Source organism: Prescottella sp. GW823-FHT02E09 (genome assembly GCF_058797375.1).
The window spans coordinates 53,193-68,774 of sequence record NZ_JBXAJP010000015.1 but is presented as its reverse complement, the minus strand read 5'-3'; the positions used below and the strand labels follow the sequence as shown (position 1 = coordinate 68,774).

The 15,582-nt window shown below is 68.6% G+C and carries 17 protein-coding genes and 1 pseudogene; 17 read left to right on the top strand and 1 reads right to left on the bottom strand.

The features are described from left to right. Nucleotides 1-10 precede the first annotated feature (10 nt). From folE to AC1RIF_RS26345, 12 genes are all read left to right on the top strand, one after another. Nucleotides 11-589 (top strand): GTP cyclohydrolase I FolE, encoded by a 579-nt coding sequence (folE, locus tag AC1RIF_RS26400; protein WP_492604376.1) that lies wholly within the window; start codon nt 11-13, stop codon nt 587-589. Nucleotides 590-621: 32 nt separating this feature from the next. After that, nucleotides 622-1,470: a dihydropteroate synthase gene (gene folP, locus AC1RIF_RS26395; protein WP_492604375.1), complete on the top strand. Its 849-nt coding sequence runs from the start codon at nt 622-624 to the stop codon at nt 1,468-1,470. Next, a complete protein-coding gene (folB, locus tag AC1RIF_RS26390; protein ID WP_492604340.1) occupies nt 1,463-1,864 on the top strand; it encodes a dihydroneopterin aldolase in 402 nt (133 codons plus the stop codon). Before folP ends, folB begins: the two co-directional genes overlap by 8 nt. Then, complete coding sequence (gene folK / locus AC1RIF_RS26385; protein WP_492604339.1) at nt 1,861-2,367, top strand: 2-amino-4-hydroxy-6-hydroxymethyldihydropteridine diphosphokinase; 507 nt, start codon at nt 1,861-1,863, stop codon at nt 2,365-2,367. Before folB ends, folK begins: the two co-directional genes overlap by 4 nt. Before the next feature lie 5 nt (nt 2,368-2,372). Next, nucleotides 2,373-2,840: a DUF3180 domain-containing protein gene (locus AC1RIF_RS26380; protein ID WP_492604338.1), complete on the top strand. Its 468-nt coding sequence runs from the start codon at nt 2,373-2,375 to the stop codon at nt 2,838-2,840. An 80-nt stretch (nt 2,841-2,920) separates the two neighbouring features. Then, nucleotides 2,921-3,979 (top strand): DUF6779 domain-containing protein, encoded by a 1,059-nt coding sequence (locus AC1RIF_RS26375; protein WP_492604337.1) that lies wholly within the window; start codon nt 2,921-2,923, stop codon nt 3,977-3,979. Between the two features lie 147 nt (nt 3,980-4,126). Further along, a complete protein-coding gene (locus AC1RIF_RS26370; RefSeq protein WP_492604336.1) occupies nt 4,127-5,053 on the top strand; it encodes a Rossmann-like and DUF2520 domain-containing protein in 927 nt (308 codons plus the stop codon). After that, complete coding sequence (gene panC / locus AC1RIF_RS26365) at nt 5,050-6,000, top strand: pantoate--beta-alanine ligase (protein ID WP_492604335.1); 951 nt, start codon at nt 5,050-5,052, stop codon at nt 5,998-6,000. Before AC1RIF_RS26370 ends, panC begins: the two co-directional genes overlap by 4 nt. Before the next feature lie 16 nt (nt 6,001-6,016). Further along, on the top strand, nt 6,017-6,439 hold the full coding sequence (panD, locus tag AC1RIF_RS26360) for an aspartate 1-decarboxylase (RefSeq protein ID WP_127917554.1): 423 nt from the start codon (nt 6,017-6,019) through the stop codon (nt 6,437-6,439). 3 nt (nt 6,440-6,442) lie between these two features. Continuing rightward, complete coding sequence (locus AC1RIF_RS26355) at nt 6,443-7,255, top strand: type III pantothenate kinase (protein WP_492604334.1); 813 nt, start codon at nt 6,443-6,445, stop codon at nt 7,253-7,255. A gap of 162 nt (nt 7,256-7,417) precedes the next feature. Next, nucleotides 7,418-7,993, top strand: coding sequence for a cysteine dioxygenase (locus AC1RIF_RS26350; protein WP_492604333.1), 576 nt, complete (start codon nt 7,418-7,420; stop codon nt 7,991-7,993). After that, nucleotides 7,990-8,412, top strand: coding sequence for a rhodanese-like domain-containing protein (locus tag AC1RIF_RS26345; RefSeq protein WP_492604332.1), 423 nt, complete (start codon nt 7,990-7,992; stop codon nt 8,410-8,412). Before AC1RIF_RS26350 ends, AC1RIF_RS26345 begins: the two co-directional genes overlap by 4 nt. Before the next feature lie 31 nt (nt 8,413-8,443). On the opposite strand, the gene AC1RIF_RS26340 is transcribed toward AC1RIF_RS26345, so the two are convergent. After that, nucleotides 8,444-9,400: an AraC family transcriptional regulator gene (locus tag AC1RIF_RS26340; protein WP_492604331.1), complete on the bottom strand. Its 957-nt coding sequence runs from the start codon at nt 9,398-9,400 to the stop codon at nt 8,444-8,446. Between the two features lie 81 nt (nt 9,401-9,481). Between AC1RIF_RS26340 and AC1RIF_RS26335 the strand changes: the two genes are divergently transcribed. From AC1RIF_RS26335 to AC1RIF_RS26315, 5 genes and pseudogenes are all read left to right on the top strand, one after another. Continuing rightward, nucleotides 9,482-10,006: an anthrone oxygenase family protein gene (locus AC1RIF_RS26335; RefSeq protein WP_492604330.1), complete on the top strand. Its 525-nt coding sequence runs from the start codon at nt 9,482-9,484 to the stop codon at nt 10,004-10,006. Nucleotides 10,007-10,017: 11 nt separating this feature from the next. Continuing rightward, nucleotides 10,018-11,529 (top strand): lysine--tRNA ligase, encoded by a 1,512-nt coding sequence (gene lysS / locus AC1RIF_RS26330; RefSeq protein ID WP_492604329.1) that lies wholly within the window; start codon nt 10,018-10,020, stop codon nt 11,527-11,529. Nucleotides 11,530-11,659: 130 nt separating this feature from the next. Then, a complete protein-coding gene (locus AC1RIF_RS26325; protein ID WP_492604328.1) occupies nt 11,660-12,013 on the top strand; it encodes a histone-like nucleoid-structuring protein Lsr2 in 354 nt (117 codons plus the stop codon). Nucleotides 12,014-12,565: 552 nt separating this feature from the next. Continuing rightward, entirely contained in the window at nt 12,566-14,389 is a 1,824-nt protein-coding gene (locus AC1RIF_RS26320) for a hypothetical protein (RefSeq protein ID WP_492604374.1), read from the top strand. Then, nucleotides 14,386-15,534 (top strand): annotated as a pseudogene (locus AC1RIF_RS26315) (acyltransferase family protein); the annotation flags it as partial. The gene AC1RIF_RS26320 and the pseudogene AC1RIF_RS26315, both read left to right, overlap by 4 nt. Nucleotides 15,535-15,582: the final 48 nt, after the last annotated feature.

The following is a 15,582-nucleotide window of genomic DNA, read 5'->3' as shown; positions in this document are numbered from 1 at the left end:
GGTCGCGCTCATGACGGGCAGGCCTTTCGATCAGGCGCGGGCCGAGGCTGCGGTTCGTGAGCTCCTGATCGCGGTCGGTGAGGATCCCGACCGCCCGGGTCTGCTCGATACTCCGGCGCGCGTTGCGCGCGCATATCGTGAGGTGTTCGCGGGTCTCTACACCGACCCGGACGACGTGCTGAACACGACGTTCGACGAGGGTCATCAGGAACTCGTGCTGGTGAGCGACATCCCCATGTACTCGACCTGCGAGCACCATCTCGTCTCGTTCCACGGCGTTGCCCACGTCGGCTACATCCCCGGCCCCACCGGTCGGGTGACGGGCCTGTCGAAGCTGGCCCGTGTGGTCGATCTCTACGCGAAGCGTCCGCAAGTACAGGAGCGGCTCACGAGCCAGATCGCCGACGCGATGATGCGCAAGCTCGATCCGCGCGGCGTGATCGTCGTCGTCGAGGCCGAGCATCTGTGCATGGCGATGCGCGGCATCCGCAAGCCCGGTGCCAGCACAACGACGTCTGCGGTGCGGGGGCTGTTCCAGTCGAACTCCGCCTCCCGTGCCGAGGCTCTGGATTTGATCCTCCGCAAGTGATCGCCTTACCGAACCCGGGCCGCCCCGTCGTGATGGGCGTCCTCAACGTGACCGCCGATTCGTTCTCCGACGGGGGCCGCTTCCTCGACCGGGACGCCGCCGTCGCACACGGAGTACATCTGCACGATCTCGGCGTCGACATCGTCGACGTGGGGGGCGAGTCCACTCGGCCGGGCGCCGCCCGGGTCGATCCGGAGGTCGAGGCGGCGCGGGTCGCTCCGGTGATCGCCGCGTTGGCCGCGGAGGGTGTCACCGCCAGCGTCGACACGATGCGGGCATCGGTGGCGCAGGCGGCGATCGAGGCCGGTGTCACCATCGTCAACGACGTATCGGGTGGGCGCGCGGACGCGGACATGGCCCGGGTCGTCGCCGACGCCGGCGTGCCCTGGATTCTCATGCACTGGCGACCCACCGGCGGGTTCGTCCACGCCGGCGGGTCGACGCACTACGACGACGTGGTCCGGGACGTCCGCGACGAGCTGCTGACCCAGGTGGACGCGGCCGTCGCGGCGGGGGTGGACCCGGCGTCGATCGCGCTGGATCCGGGCCTCGGTTTCGTCAAGGATCCGCACCACAACTGGCAGCTGCTCAATCGCCTCCCGGAACTGGTCGATCTGGGGTTTCCGGTCCTGATCGGTGCGTCCCGCAAGCGCTTCCTCGGCTCGCTGCTCGCGGACGCCGACGGCACCGTGCGCCCGCCGGCCGGGCGCGAGGTCGCGACCGCGGTCGTGTCCGCGCTCGCGGTCACGCACGGCGCGTGGGGCGTGCGGGTGCACGACGCGCAGGCCTCGCTCGACGCGATCGCGGTCGCGGGGGCGTGGGCGCGGGGTTCCGACAACCCGGGTTTCAGCGGTGACGTGCCAGGAGGTAGCGGTGAGTGACGGCAGTGGCGTCGGGGGCGATCGCATCGAGTTGCGGGGGCTGAAGGTCCGCGGCAACCACGGTGTGTTCGATCACGAGAAGCGGGACGGTCAGGACTTCTTCGTCGATGTGACGCTGTGGATGGATCTGGCGCCGGCGGCAGCGTCGGACGATCTGCAGGACACCTTCGACTACGGCGACCTCGCGCAGCGGGCTGCGACGATCGTCGGGGGACCGGCGCGGGACCTGATCGAGACGGTGGCGGCGGAGATCGCGGACGACGTGATGCGAGACCCGCGTGTACGGCGCGTCGAGGTGGTGCTGCACAAGCCGTCCGCGCCGATCCCGCTGACCTTCGCGGACGTCGCTGTGGTCGCGAGTCGAGCGCGCGCGGTTTCCGAGGGCTCCCGGTGAGTCGGGCGGTCCTGTCGATCGGCTCCAACATCGGGGACAGCCTGGCGCACCTGCAGGGTGTCGTCGACGGGCTCCGAGAATGGATCGTGGCGGTCTCGCCGGTGTACGCGACCGCCCCGTGGGGCGGCGTCGAACAGCAGGACTTCCTGAACGCGACCGTGATCGTCGACGATCCCGGCACCGACTGCCGGGGCTGGCTGCGACGCGGACAGCAACTCGAGGCCGAGGCCGACCGGGTTCGTGAACAGCGGTGGGGACCGCGAACGTTGGACGTCGACGTCGTCACGTGTGACGGGATTCGCAGCGACGACCCGGAGCTGACCCTGCCGCATCCTCGGGCGCACGAACGCGCATTCGTTCTGGTGCCGTGGCTGGACGTGGAGCCGGATGCGACGCTCGATGTGGGCGGTGTCACCGTTCGGGCCGACGCGCTGGTCGCGGGCCTCGACGCGGCCGAAAGAGACGGAGTTCGCCGGACGGCACTGCAACTGGAACTACGGTAGCCGTGATGAAGCCGACCCGGATCTGGGACCTGTTGTCGCTGGCACTGCTCGCCGCGGTCGCGACGTGGTTGCTGGTGCGTGTCTCGTACGGCTCGCTGCCCCCGATTCCCGTCTATGCCGGAGCGTCGCTGTACCCGGTGGCGCTCATCGAGATCGTGCTGGCGTTCGTGATCCGGTCCCGGGTCCGCGGGCACGCGATCGGCCCGGGACCGCGTCAGCTGCACCCGATCACCGCGGCCCGAGCGGCGGCCCTGGCGAAGGCGTCGGCCCTGGTAGGTGCGGCGAGCGCCGGTGTGTGGGCGGGTTTCCTGGTGTTTCTGTGGCCGCAGCGTTCGGAGTTGCGAGCGGCGGTGTCGGACAGTCCCGGCGCCATCGTCGGGCTGGTTGCCGCGGTCTTGCTGGTGGTGGCTGCGCTGTGGCTCGAGCACTGTTGCCGGACGCCGGACGATTCGCCGGACGAACCTGCGCACTGATCTTCGTAATCGGGCAAACCGGATCGGCGTCCGATGTGTCCGGGCGGAGGTTCCTCCGGAGTCCGGCTACCCTGATCTGCATGACGGTTCCGGGTCGCGCCAAGTCAGTACGCCGCAACCGGCGCAGTGCGAGCCAGATGATCATTGCAGGTCTCGTTGTGCTCGCCGTCGCCGCCTCTTTGTTCATGATCTTCAGCGAAAGCGTCCAGCTGCTGCGGGTCGGCCTGGTGATCGCGCTGTGGGCCGCGACGCTCGGTGCCATCGCCATGACGAAGTACCGGCGCGAGTCCGCCCTCGACAAGGCGAAGGTCCGCGACCTGCAGAAGGTGTACGAGCTGCAGTTGGAGAGGGAGATCGGCGCTCGCCGCGAGTACGAGTTGGGTGTCGAGGCCCGCGTTCGTGGAGAGCTCGGCGCCGAGGCCGAGAACATCGCGGCGCTACGCGAGGAACTCGCGGCGCTGCGCAAGAACCTCGAGGTCCTGTTCGACGGGCGTCTGCCCGAGGAGCGGGTGGCCCTGCGCGCCGAGTCGACACGGGTCCAGGAGCTGGCGGGTGGTCGTCAGCCGGTCGCGCCGGGTCTGTTCCGGCCGGGCACTCAGCCGCAGCCGCAGCCGCGGGACAACGCTCCGCGACCGGCCCCGAACGGTCCGTCGTTCGCGTCGCCGTACGACGAGCCGGTGACCGCCGAGACCTCGGTGGTTCCGGAACCGATCGACGTCGAGGTCGCCGAGGTCGCCGAGCCGGTGGTGTCACAGCCTGCCGACCGGGTCCGGAAGGTCGACCCGGTCAAGCCTGTCGCCCCGGTCAAGCCCGTCGACCCGGTCAAGCCCGTCACGCAGGAAGCGCGTGAGCCGGCCGTGGTCGTCCAGGAGCGTGCGCCGGAGCGCAAGCCGACACCCGCACCGGCTGCCGCCGCCGCTGCGCCCGCACCCGGAGTCGAGGCCGTCGCCGATGCCGACACCGACGCCGAGCCGAGCGAGCCGCCCGTGTCGTCGCGGCGGTCGCGGCGGCGGGCCGAGGACGCCGGGGAAGCCGGGGGCGCGCACTCGAGTGGGCTGTCGGTCGCCGAGATCATGGCGAACATGCAGTCGTCGGATTCCGGTGACGCGGAGCCGCGCCGCCGTCGTCGCGCCGAGTAGATCCGTCGAGGTCCCGCGGCTGCTCGTCGTGAAGTGAGCTGTAGATCACGTCACAAGCCCGTGGCGGCGTGTCTTCGCTCGGGGCTATTCTCTCCGCAGAACGTCTGGTACCCGCCGAGCGGGACTGGAACGAACGAGAGGACAAGTGTGACCTCTTTCGGGATCACCAACGGGCCTGCGCCTGCACGATTGACGGTAGGAATCGTCTCGGCGGGTCGGGTCGGAACCGCCGTCGGCGCGGCGCTCGAGCGGGTCGGTCATCTGGTCGTCGCCTGTTCTGCAGTGTCCGACGCCTCCATACTCCGAGCCGAGACCCGGCTCCCCGACACCGAGATCCTGCCGGTGCCCGACGTCGCGGCCCGCGCCGAACTGCTGGTCCTCGCCGTCCCCGACGACGAGCTCGCGGGTCTGGTCAACGGCCTGGCCGCCACCGAGGCGGTCCGCCCCGGCACGATCGTCGTGCACACCTCCGGTGCCAACGGCATCGGGATCCTCGATCCGCTCACCGCGCAGGGCATCGTCCCGCTCGCGATCCATCCCGCGATGACCTTCACCGGTCACGCCGAGGACACCGCACGCCTGTCGGACGCCTGTTTCGGCATCACCGCGGCCGACGACATCGGCTACGCGATCGGCCAGTCCCTCGTGTTGGAGATCGGCGGTGAACCGGTGCGGGTCCGCGAGGACGTCCGCCCGCTCTATCACGCCGCCCTCGCCCATGGCAGCAACCACCTCGTGACGCTGGTCGTCGACGCGGTCGCGGCGCTGCGGGTGGCGCTCGAGGGCCAGGAACTGATGGGCCAGGAACTCGTCGGCGACGACCCCAACGGGTTGCCCGAGCGGGTACTGCAGCCGCTGCTGTCGGCGGCGCTCGACAACGCCCTGCGGCGCGGACAGTCGGCACTGACCGGCCCCGTCGCGCGCGGAGACGTCGCGGCCGTCGCGAAGCATCTCGAGGTTCTCGAGGATGTGGATCCGGACCTGGCTGCCGGATACCGGGCCCTGTCGCTGCGGACCGCGCAGCGCACGGGTGCCGAGCCGGAATTGATGGAAGTACTCGAGGATCGAGGATGAGCACTGTGACCGAAGCTTCTGCGCTGCAGGGCGGATACAAGCGCGGCGAACTGACCGTGCATCACGACCCCGCGATCCTCACGCGGGTGTCGAAGGCGCTGCGGGGCGTGGGCCGTCAGGTCGCACTGGTTCCGACGATGGGCGCGCTGCACTCGGGGCACATCGAGCTGGTCCGTCAGGCGAAGCTGACCGGTGCGGTCGTGATCGTGTCGATCTTCGTCAATCCGTTGCAGTTCGGTGCGAACGAGGATCTGGACGCCTACCCGCGCACCCTCGACGCGGACCTGGAGCTGCTGCGCGCGGAGGGCGTCGAACTGGTCTTCGCACCCAGCGCGTCGGCGATGTACCCGGAGGGCCCGCGCACCACGGTGCTCCCGGGTCCGCTCGGCGCCGAGCTCGAGGGCGCGAGCCGCCCGACGCACTTCGCCGGCATGCTCACCGTCGTCGCGAAGCTGCTGCAGATCGCGGCGCCCAACGCCGCGTTCTTCGGCGAGAAGGACTACCAGCAGCTGACGCTGATCCGGCAGATGGTGCGCGATCTCAACTTCGACGTCCGGATCGTCGGTGTGCCGACCGTCCGCGAGCAGGACGGCCTGGCGCTGTCCTCGCGCAATCGCTACCTGGACGCGGAGCAGCGCGAACTGGCGACCGTCCTGTCGGCCGCGCTCGTCGCGGGCGCTCACGCGGCCGCCGGCGGTGCGAACGGGATCCTGGCGGTCGCGCGCGATGTGCTCGCGTCCGCTCCCGGCGTCGAGGTCGACTACCTCGAGGTGCGCGGCGTGGATCTCGGCCCGGCTCCGGAGCGCGGTGACGGCAGGCTGCTCGCTGCCGCCCGCATCGGTACCACCCGGCTGATCGACAACGTCGGCGTCGCGGTGGGAACCGGATTCCTCGAACGCGACCCCCAGCCGGGTGATCCGGCCACAGACGACCTCCTCTCCCACTGAAACCGAAGGGCCGAAGATGCTGCGCACCATGATGAAGTCGAAGATCCACCGGGCCACGGTCACGCACGCGGACCTGCACTACGTGGGTTCGGTGACCGTCGATCAGGATCTGATGGAGGCGGCCGACCTGCTCGAGGGTGAGCAGGTCACTATCGTCGACATCGACAACGGCGCCCGCCTCGAGACGTACGTCATCACCGGCGAGCGCGGTTCGGGTGTCATCGGGATCAACGGTGCCGCAGCGCATCTGGTGAATCCCGGAGATCTGGTGATCCTCATCGCGTACGGCGTGATGAACGAGCAGGAGATTCGCGAGTACGCGCCGCGCGTGGTGTTCGTCGACGCCGACAACAAGCCGGTGGAGCTCGGTTCGGATCCGGCGCACGCGCCCGAGGGTTCCGGACTGATCACCCCGCGAATGCTCTCCAGCCTGGTGTAGGCGGTGCTTCTCACCGTCGACGTCCGGAACACCAACATCGTTCTCGGGCTGTTCACCGGCAGCGGTTCGCATTCGAAGCTGGTGCAGGACTGGCGGATGCGTACCGATCCCCGGTTGACCGCCGACGAGTTGGCACTCAAGATTCGGGGGCTGCTCGGTGCCGACGCCGAACAGGTCACCGGGGTCTCTGCACTCTCGACGGTACCGTCGGTGCTGCGCGAGATCCGGGTGATGCTGGGCCGGTACTGGGATCACGTGCCCCATGTCGTGGTGGAACCCGGTGTCCGGACGGGTGTTCCGCTGCTGGTCGACAATCCCAAGGAAGTGGGCGCCGACCGTATCGTCAACAGTCTTGCCGCGCACCACTTCTACGACGGTGCGTGCATCATCGTCGACTTCGGTACCTCGACGTGTGTCGACGTCGTGTCCGCGAAGGGGGAGTTCCTCGGCGGGGCGATCGCGCCGGGGCTGGAGATCTCCACGGACGCACTGGCTTCCCAGTCGGCTGCCCTCCGCAAGGTGGAACTGGTGCGGCCGCGCTCGGTGGTCGGCAAGAACACGGTCGAGTGCATGCAGTCGGGGGCGGTGTTCGGGTTCGCCGGCCTGGTCGACGGTCTGGTCAGCCGCGTGCGCCGCGAACTCGCCGCCTTCGGTGGCCCCGACGTCTCGGTGATCGCGACGGGCGACAGTGCGCCGCTGATCATGCCGGAATGCGCCACGGTGGAGCATCACGAGCCGGAGCTGACGCTCGAGGGTCTGCGACTGGTGTACGAGCGCAATCTCGCGCGCCGCGGTGCCCGCCGCACCGAGGTCTGAGCGTCGGAGTTACCGGGGTCACTGCGTGTGCGGGGTTCGGTGGGCTTCCGTCGTTGCTGATGTTGTGCCACACTGTTCGACGTGTCCCGTTGCATGAGTGCCCAGGAGTGTTGTCGAGGCTGAACGCTGCCTTGACCAATTTCACTTCCTGGAGCTCTTCTCATGCTTTCTGCATATTCTTTTGACGTCTTCACGTCCGATTCCGACCGTGGTATCCGCCGACTCGGAGCCGCGCTGCCGTCGCGGTTGCGTCCCGCGGACCTGCTGCGCATCACCGACCAGGGTGCCGCCGACGTCCTCGAGGGCCGACACGACCACCTGCTGCCGGGTGCGTTTCCGACGCGCGAACGGTGGTCGGCCCGTCTGTACGCCGACGACGACGTCGACGTCTGGTTGATCAGCTGGGTGCCCGACAAGTCCACCGAATTACATGACCATGCAGGCTCTTTCGGGGCTCTGACGGTGCTCAGTGGCAGCCTCGCGGAGTACCGCTGGACCGGTGGCGAGTTGCGTCGGCGGACTCTCGAAGCCGGCGACCAGGCGTCGTTTCCGCTGGGATGGGTGCACGACGTGATGCGCGCTCCCGGCCCCGTCACAGTCACCACCGAACCCACGCTGAGCGTGCACGCGTACTCGCCGCCGCTCACCGCCATGTCCTACTACGAGGTCACCGACCGCGGGGCGTTGCGCCGCACCCGCACCGAGCTGACCGATCTGCCCGAAGGGGGCTCCAAGTGACCATCGACCAGATGCTCGACGACGCTCGTTCGCAGATCGACCGCATGTACGTCTTCGAACTCGCCGACGCCTACCGGCGCGGCGCCATCTTCGTGGACATCCGCCCGCAGGCGCAGCGCGCGCTCGAGGGCACGCTGCCCGGCGCGCTGGCGATCGAGCGCAACGTGCTCGAGTGGCGACTCGACCCCACCAGCAGTGCACACCTGGCGCTCGCCGTCGACCACGACGTCGAGTGGGTGATCGTGTGCTCCGAGGGGTACACCTCCAGCCTGGCCGCGGCGTCGCTGCGGCAGCTCGGGCTGCACAAGGCCACCGACCTGGTGGGTGGCTACAAGGCGATCAAGGCGGCCGGCCTGCTCGGCGCCCTGATGGGGGAGCGTCATTGCACCCGCGAGCTCGCGACGGTCTCGGCGCACTGACAATCCCCTCGTGGCCGGATGCCACATTGGTTCAGTTGGACTGAACGTGTCTGACATTCGGTCGGCGGCGGAACTCCCGTGGGCTCACTCCGTGGTGTCTGGTGAACGCTGCGGTGAGCGCGAACGGACTGGAGTAGCCCACCGCGGCGGCCGTCGACGACACCGTCCGGCGCGGATCGGACAGCAGATCCGCCGCGACGGACATCCGCCATTCGGTCAGGTAGCCGACCGGTCCTACGCCCATGCGTGCCGAGAAGTGTCGTGCGAAAGTGGCTCGGGAACAGCTGCATTCGTGGGCCAGGCTCCCGACCGTCCACGGCCGATCCGGCTGCTTGTGGATCAGCCGCAGGGCGTTCCCGATGACCGGGTCGTCGTAGGCGGCAATCCATTTCGGTGCCCGTGACGGGTTGCGGGCCAGCCATTCCCGCAGCGTCGCGATGAGGACGAGATCCAGCAGTCGGTCGAGCAGGACACTCTGGCCGGGTCCGTCCAACGTGATCTGTTGCGCCAGTAGGGCGGTCATCGGTCCGGTGTCGGTGCTGTGCGGTACCACCGCGATCGGGGTGAGGTGGTCGAGTAGTTGCCGGCTGAGGTAGCTGTCGAACCGGTACGTGCCGGTCAGTATCGCGGTGGGGCCGTCGGTGGCGTTGCCCCACGTCCGGACGCCCAGGTCGGTCATGCTCCCGGCCGGTGCTCCGGCGGCGACGTGGCAGTCCTGGTTCTCGTCGATGACCACGTGCGGCGGCGTGTCCGGGCGGTCGGCGACCGTGTAGGCGTCGGGTCCGCGGACGAGCGCGATGTCGCCGGGTGCGAGGGCCGCGGCGGCACCGGTGTCCGAGACGATGACCGCGGAGCCGCGGAGCAGTACGACGACCGTCACCGGCGCGTGGTCCTCGATGCGCAGCGACCACGGCGGAGCCAGCACCGAGCGCAGTAGGAATGCCCCCTCCGCCCGGGAGTCCGAGAGCACCATCGACAGTGCGTCCATTACGTCGAACGTAGACGCTCGAGCATGTTTCTGCGACGTTCGACTATGGATCGTCTCGCCTGCATGCGGTGGTATCGATTCATGACAACGTCAACGGACGGCACGCAGTCGGGAGCGGGCGCCTTCGAGATCCTCGTCGGGGTGACCGCCGTGGGTGCCCTGATCGCCGGCGGGGCGCTGTTCGCATTCTCCGCATTCGTGATGCCCGCGCTGAGCTCGATGCCCGCGCGCTCGGCGATCGAGTCGATGCAGGCGTTCAACGTCGCGGCGCCGCGTAGTGCGCTGATGGTGCCGCTGTTGGGATCCGCGCTCACCGCCGCGATCTGCGGCGTCTGGGCTGTCGTCGCCCGCCCCGTCGGGTGGGGCCTGGTGCTGGTGGGTGTCGTCGGAACGGTCGCGGCCTTCGCCGTCACCGTGATCTACCACGTCCCGCGCAACAACGCGTTCGGGTCGGTCGACCTCGCCGACGCTGCCGCCTGGCGCAGCTACCGAACCGGATGGACGCTCTGGAATCACGTGCGGGTGGGCCTCTACTTCGCATCAGGCGTGGTGCTCGCGATCGCCGCCGTGCTACCGGCGACACGCTCGGCAGACGCCGCCCTATAGTCTTGTATCCCGTGAGTGAAGCACCTGCCCAGCCAGTAGACGACACCCCCGAGCAGCTCCGGATCCGCCGCGAGAAGCGGGAGCGTCTGCTCGCTCAGGGGCAGGAGCCGTACCCGGTGTCGGTTCCGCGCACTCACTCCCTCGCGGAGGTGCGCGCGAAGTACCCCGATCTGGAGCCCGACTCGAGCACCGGTGATCAGGTCGGCGTCGTCGGCCGTGTCATCTTCGTCCGGAACACCGGCAAGCTGTGCTTCGCGACGCTGCAGGAGGGTGACGGCACGCAGCTGCAGGCGATGCTGAGTCTCGCCAACGTCGGCGAGGACGCCCTGGCGGCGTGGAAGTCCGACGTCGACCTCGGCGACTTCGTGTTCGTGCAGGGCGAGGTCATCAGTTCCCGTCGCGGCGAGCTCAGCGTCATGGCCGACTCGTGGCAGATGGCGGCCAAGTCGCTGCGTCCGCTGCCGGTCGCGCACAAGGAGATGAGCGAGGAGTCCCGCGTACGTCAGCGCTACGCGGATCTCATCGTGCGCCCCGAGGCCCGCGAGAACGCGCGCAAGCGTGTCGCCGTCGTCCGGGAACTGCGCAACGCCCTCGAGCGGCGTGGATTCCTCGAGGTCGAGACGCCGATGCTGCAGACGCTGCACGGCGGCGCCGCGGCCCGCCCGTTCGTGACGCACTCCAACGCGCTCGACATCGACCTGTACCTGCGAATCGCGCCCGAGCTGTTCCTCAAGCGCTGCGTGGTCGGCGGCATCGAGAAGGTCTTCGAGATCAACCGCAACTTCCGCAACGAGGGCGTCGACTCGACGCATTCGCCGGAGTTCGCGATGCTCGAGACGTACGAGGCGTACGGCACCTACGACGATTCCGCGAAGATGATCCGCGAGCTCGTCCAGGAGGTCGCGCAGGCGACCTTCGGCACGCAGGTCGTCACGCTCGCCGACGGCACCGAGTACGACCTGAGCGGCGAGTGGAAGACGCTCGACATGTACCCGTCGCTGTCCGAGGCGATCGGCGTCCGGGTCACCCCCGACACTACGGTCGAGGAGTTGCTGGCACTGGCCGCCAAGGTGGGGCTCGAGGTCCCGAAGGACAAGGGGTACGGCCACGGCAAGCTCGTCGAGGAACTGTGGGAGCACCAGTGCGGTGACCAGTTGTTCGAGCCGACGTTCGTGCGGAACTTCCCCGTGGAGACGTCGCCGCTGACCCGTCAGCACCGCAGTCTGCCGGGGGTGACGGAGAAGTGGGATCTGTACATCCGCGGATTCGAACTCGCCACCGGGTATTCGGAGTTGGTCGATCCGATCATTCAGCGTGAGCGATTCGTCGATCAGGCGCGCCTCGCGTCGGCCGGCGACGACGAGGCGATGGTTCTCGACGAGGAGTTCCTGGCGGCGATGGAGCAGGGTATGCCGCCGACCACCGGAACCGGTATGGGAATCGATCGACTGCTGATGGCACTCACCGGATTGGGAATCCGGGAAACCATCTTGTTCCCAATTGTCCGGCCGAGCGTGCGCTGACCGGGAGTTTCATTTCACACCTATTGCCGAGTCATCGCTTTTGGTGATTCAGGGGTACGATTGCATTCGTGTTACCGGCTGGACGTATCGCGTCCGAGCAACGTCGTGTCATTCGGAAGGAATTGACCCCATGGCAAAGAAGGTCACTGTAACGCTCATCGATGACGTCGATCAGGACGCCACTGCCGATGAAACGGTCGAGTTCGGCCTGGATGGGGTTCTGTACGAGATCGATCTGTCTTCGGAGAATGCCGCGAAGCTTCGTGAACAGTTGGATGTATGGGTTTCGCATGCCCGCAAGGCGACTGCCCGTCGTCGTGGCGGCAAGGGTGCTTCCGGCGCCAGTGCGTCCTCGTCGCGTGTTTCGGTGGACCGCGAGCAGAGTGCCGCGATTCGCGAATGGGCACGCCGGAACGGTTATCCGGTGTCCTCTCGCGGTCGAATCTCGGCGGAAATCACCGAAGCGTACAACAAGGCTCACTGATAACGACCGGGCGTCGCCTCCGACGATTCGGGCCGCGTGTGTAAAGATGCGCTGCTAGTGTCCGCCCTGTGCGGCTGAGGCGATTGTTTACCGGCGAGGCGCTTTCGATATTGGACAATCCGGATGGGTCCAGGTGGGAAGCGAACGACTCGTCGCGTAAACCGTCCGATGATCATCCGAATCCGGTTGTGCCCGTCCACGGCACCGGGGGGAACCGGCAGGATAATTGGGCCACGTATGGCCGGCACCCGGCGAACGAGGAATACGACGTCTTCTCGCGTCCCTGTGGTGTATTCGACGACCTCCCCTGGTCGATTTCCATGATCGGTGGATCGAACCCGATCGAGCAGAACGGACTCCTGCCCCGTACCCGTCACGGGAGGCGGCAGCTGGGCCGTGGCGCTTCGCACAGCGCACCGGCGGATCCTCAGACTCGCATTAATTTGCGTCGGTAAGGTTCCGCTCCGGCGATCGGCCGGCGGGAAGGAGTGTGTGCGGGTGCGAGCGGTTCCGGAGGCAGGGTTGGGCGAGGATGTCGACTCGCCCGCACCGATGCGGAACCGCTGGTGGCTGCTCGATTCCCGACGTGTCCTCGCCGTCGCCGCCGCGATGGTCGCCCTGCAGATGGTGGTGCGGGGCGTCGTCGCCTTCTCCGGCGACTTCTACTGGGACGACCTGATCCTCATCAGCCGATCGGGGCAGTACCCCGCGTTGTCGGGCGAGTTCCTGTTCTACGACCACGACGGTCACTTCATGCCGGCCGCGTTCCTGGCGGCCTGGTTCGCGACCACGGTGGCACCCCTGAACTGGGCGGTCCCCGCGGTGATGCTGCTGTTGCTGCAAGCGCTCGCCTCTTTCGCGGTCCTCCGCGTCCTGCGGTTGTTGCTGGGCACGCGCCCGATCCTGCTGCTGCCGCTCGCCTTCTACCTGTTCTCTCCGCTGACCCTGCCGTCGTTCGCGTGGTGGGCCGCGGGCCTGAATTCACTTCCGATGCAGATCGCTCTCGCCTGGGTGGCCGGCGACGCGATCCGGCTCTGCCGGACCGGACGTGCCCGGTTCGCGGTGTCCGGGTCCGTGGTGACCGTGCTGGCGCTGGCGTTCTTCGAGAAGTCGGTGCTGGTGCCGATCGTCGCATTCGTGACCGTCGCGCTGCTGTTCCGGCTGGACGGGATCGACCGTCCGCTCCGGTCGACGTGGCACCGGGGCCGGGCGCTGTGGCTCCCGCTGATCGCCGTCGCCGCGCTGTGGGCGGCGGCGTACCTGTCCTTCACCGAGTCGAGGTTCGTGGTGCCGAGCGCGACGCAGACCCTCGGACTCGCTCACCACGCCACGTCGCTGGGCCTGGTCCCGACGCTGCTCGGCGGGCCGTGGGGATGGGACCGCTGGCCGCCCAGCCCACCGTGGGCGACGCCGCCGACGGTCCTGGTCGTGCTCGCCTGGGTCGTGGTGTCGGTGGCGCTGGCGTGGTCGCTGCTGCGGCGAGAACGCACCGGAGCGGTGTGGCTGGCACTGGCCGCGTACGTCGCGGCCTCCGAGGCGGCGATGGTGCTGACCCGGTCCGGGCCCGATACCGCCTACGAGCTGGCGCAGACGCTCCGATACGTCGCCGACAGCGCGGTCGTCATCGCGATAGGTTGGGCGTTGATCGTCCGCGCGCCGCGTCGCGAGGATGCGCGCCTGCGGATACCGGCGGTCCTCCGGAAACCCGAGCGGCGGGCCGCCGTGACGGTGGCACTGACCGCGCTGTTCGTCGTGAGCAGCCTGTGGTCTACGGTCACGTTCGTCCAGCGGTGGCGTGACAACCCCACCGTCGACTACCTCGCGAACGCGCGGGCGTCGCTGGCCGCGAATCAGGGATCGCCGCTGCTGGATCAGCCGGTGTCGATCTGGGTGCTGCTGCCCGTCGCGTACCCGCACAACACGACCAGCCACATCTTCGCCCCGCTGGACGAGCGCCCGGAATTCCGCCGCTCCACCAACTACCTGCAACTCCTCGACGACTCGGGCCGGCTGATCCCCGGCGCCGTCACGTCGATCCGCAACATCGGTCAGGGCCCGGTACCCGGTTGCGGCTACCGCGTCGAGGGCGACGCCACCGACATTCCGCTCGACGGTCCGCTGATCGACTGGGAGTGGACCGCCCAGCTCAACTACTTCGCGAGCGCCGACGGGACGATCGAGGTGGGGCTCAGCGGCAGCGGCCCGGACGCCGATCCGGTCTCCGTCCCGGTCCAGGCCGGGCTGAACCAGGTGTTCGTGCGGCTCTTCGGCCCGGGTACCGCGGTGCGCGTGCAACCGGTGACACCCGGACTGGCGCTGTGCGTCGGAGCCGGTCCGGTCGGTGCCGTCGTCCCGGCGCCGGGATCCGGCTCGTGAGCGCGGACGGGAAGGCCGGGTCCGACGGATCCGCGGGGTATCTGGCGTCGCTCACCGGGCTGCGCGCAGTCGCGGCGCTGCTCGTCGTCGGCGCGCACGCCGCGTTCTGGACCGGCCGGTACACGAACGACCTGGCGGGCGGTGCGTTCTCCCGGCTCGAGATCGGCGTCGCGGTGTTCTTCGCGCTGTCGGGATTTCTGCTGTTCCGGCCGTGGCTGCGGGCGGCGGCCGGGCAGCAGGGCTTGCCGTCGGCGCGCAGGTACCTGTGGCACCGGATTCGACGGATCCTGCCGGCGTACTGGGTCACCGTCGTCGTGACCTACGTGATCTACCTGTTCCGCGAGCCGGGACAGTCCGGCCTCGGCTGGTCGGGGTTCGTGCGGAACATGACTCTCACCCAGATCTACGGGACCGGGCACCTGCACACCGGGCTCACCCAGATGTGGAGCCTGGCGGTGGAGGTCACGTTCTATCTGCTGCTGCCCGTGCTCGGGTGGTTCCTCGTCGTGGTCGTCTGTCGCCGCTCGTGGCGTCCGGTCCGGCTCGCGGTCGCGCTGCTCGTGGTTGTCGCGATCACGCCGCTGTGGACGCTGATCACGCACAACACCGACATGACGTACACCGCGCGGCTGTGGCTGCCGGGATTCGTCGCGTGGTTCGCGGGCGGCATGCTGCTGGCTGTGGCGTCGGTGACGGTGAAGCGGTGCAACCCGTACGCGATGGGTCTGTCGGCGCTGTACTTCCTGCTGCTCGCGTGCACACCGCTGGCGGGGGAGGCGACGATCGTCCCGATGGACGTCACCGAGGCCGTCACCAAGTCGGCGCTCTACCTGCTGTTCGCGATGTCTCTGATGGCACCGCTGGTGATCGGCGACCGGCCCGGACCGTTCGGCAGGCTGTGCGCGTCCGGACCGATGGTGTGGCTGGGAGAGATCTCGTACGAACTGTTCCTGGTGCACCTGGTGGTGATGGAGTTCGTGATGGAGATGCTCGGGTACCGCACCTTCCAGGGGTCGACGGTGGGCGTCTTCGTCGTCACCGTCGCCTTCTCCGTCCCGATCGCGTGGGCCCTGCATCGGACGCTGGAACGACTCCTGCCCACCGGTCCGCGTGCCGAGCGTCGGGCGATGACCGTCACTCGGCGCCGTGGCGAACCCCGTCGTTCGACTGCCCGGGAGACCGTTGCGGAAGTG

Bases quoted from the DNA above. Each gene is read 5' to 3' on its own strand.
- AC1RIF_RS26380 (WP_492604338.1), top strand. From the start codon at position 2,373: ATGAAGCCGACCCGGATCTGGGACCTGTTGTCGCTGGCACTGCTCGCC.
- folP (WP_492604375.1), top strand. From the start codon at position 622: ATGGGCGTCCTCAACGTGACCGCCGATTCGTTCTCCGACGGGGGCCGC.
- AC1RIF_RS26325 (WP_492604328.1), top strand. From the start codon at position 11,660: ATGGCAAAGAAGGTCACTGTAACGCTCATCGATGACGTCGATCAGGAC.
- AC1RIF_RS26350 (WP_492604333.1), top strand. From the start codon at position 7,418: ATGCTTTCTGCATATTCTTTTGACGTCTTCACGTCCGATTCCGACCGT.
- AC1RIF_RS26335 (WP_492604330.1), top strand. From the start codon at position 9,482: ATGACAACGTCAACGGACGGCACGCAGTCGGGAGCGGGCGCCTTCGAG.
- AC1RIF_RS26375 (WP_492604337.1), top strand. From the start codon at position 2,921: ATGACGGTTCCGGGTCGCGCCAAGTCAGTACGCCGCAACCGGCGCAGT.
- panC (WP_492604335.1), top strand. From the start codon at position 5,050: ATGAGCACTGTGACCGAAGCTTCTGCGCTGCAGGGCGGATACAAGCGC.
- AC1RIF_RS26320 (WP_492604374.1), top strand. From the start codon at position 12,566: ATGCGGAACCGCTGGTGGCTGCTCGATTCCCGACGTGTCCTCGCCGTC.
- panD (WP_127917554.1), top strand. From the start codon at position 6,017: ATGCTGCGCACCATGATGAAGTCGAAGATCCACCGGGCCACGGTCACG.
- folE (WP_492604376.1), top strand. From the start codon at position 11: ATGACGGGCAGGCCTTTCGATCAGGCGCGGGCCGAGGCTGCGGTTCGT.
- AC1RIF_RS26340 (WP_492604331.1), bottom strand. From the start codon at position 9,400: ATGGACGCACTGTCGATGGTGCTCTCGGACTCCCGGGCGGAGGGGGCA.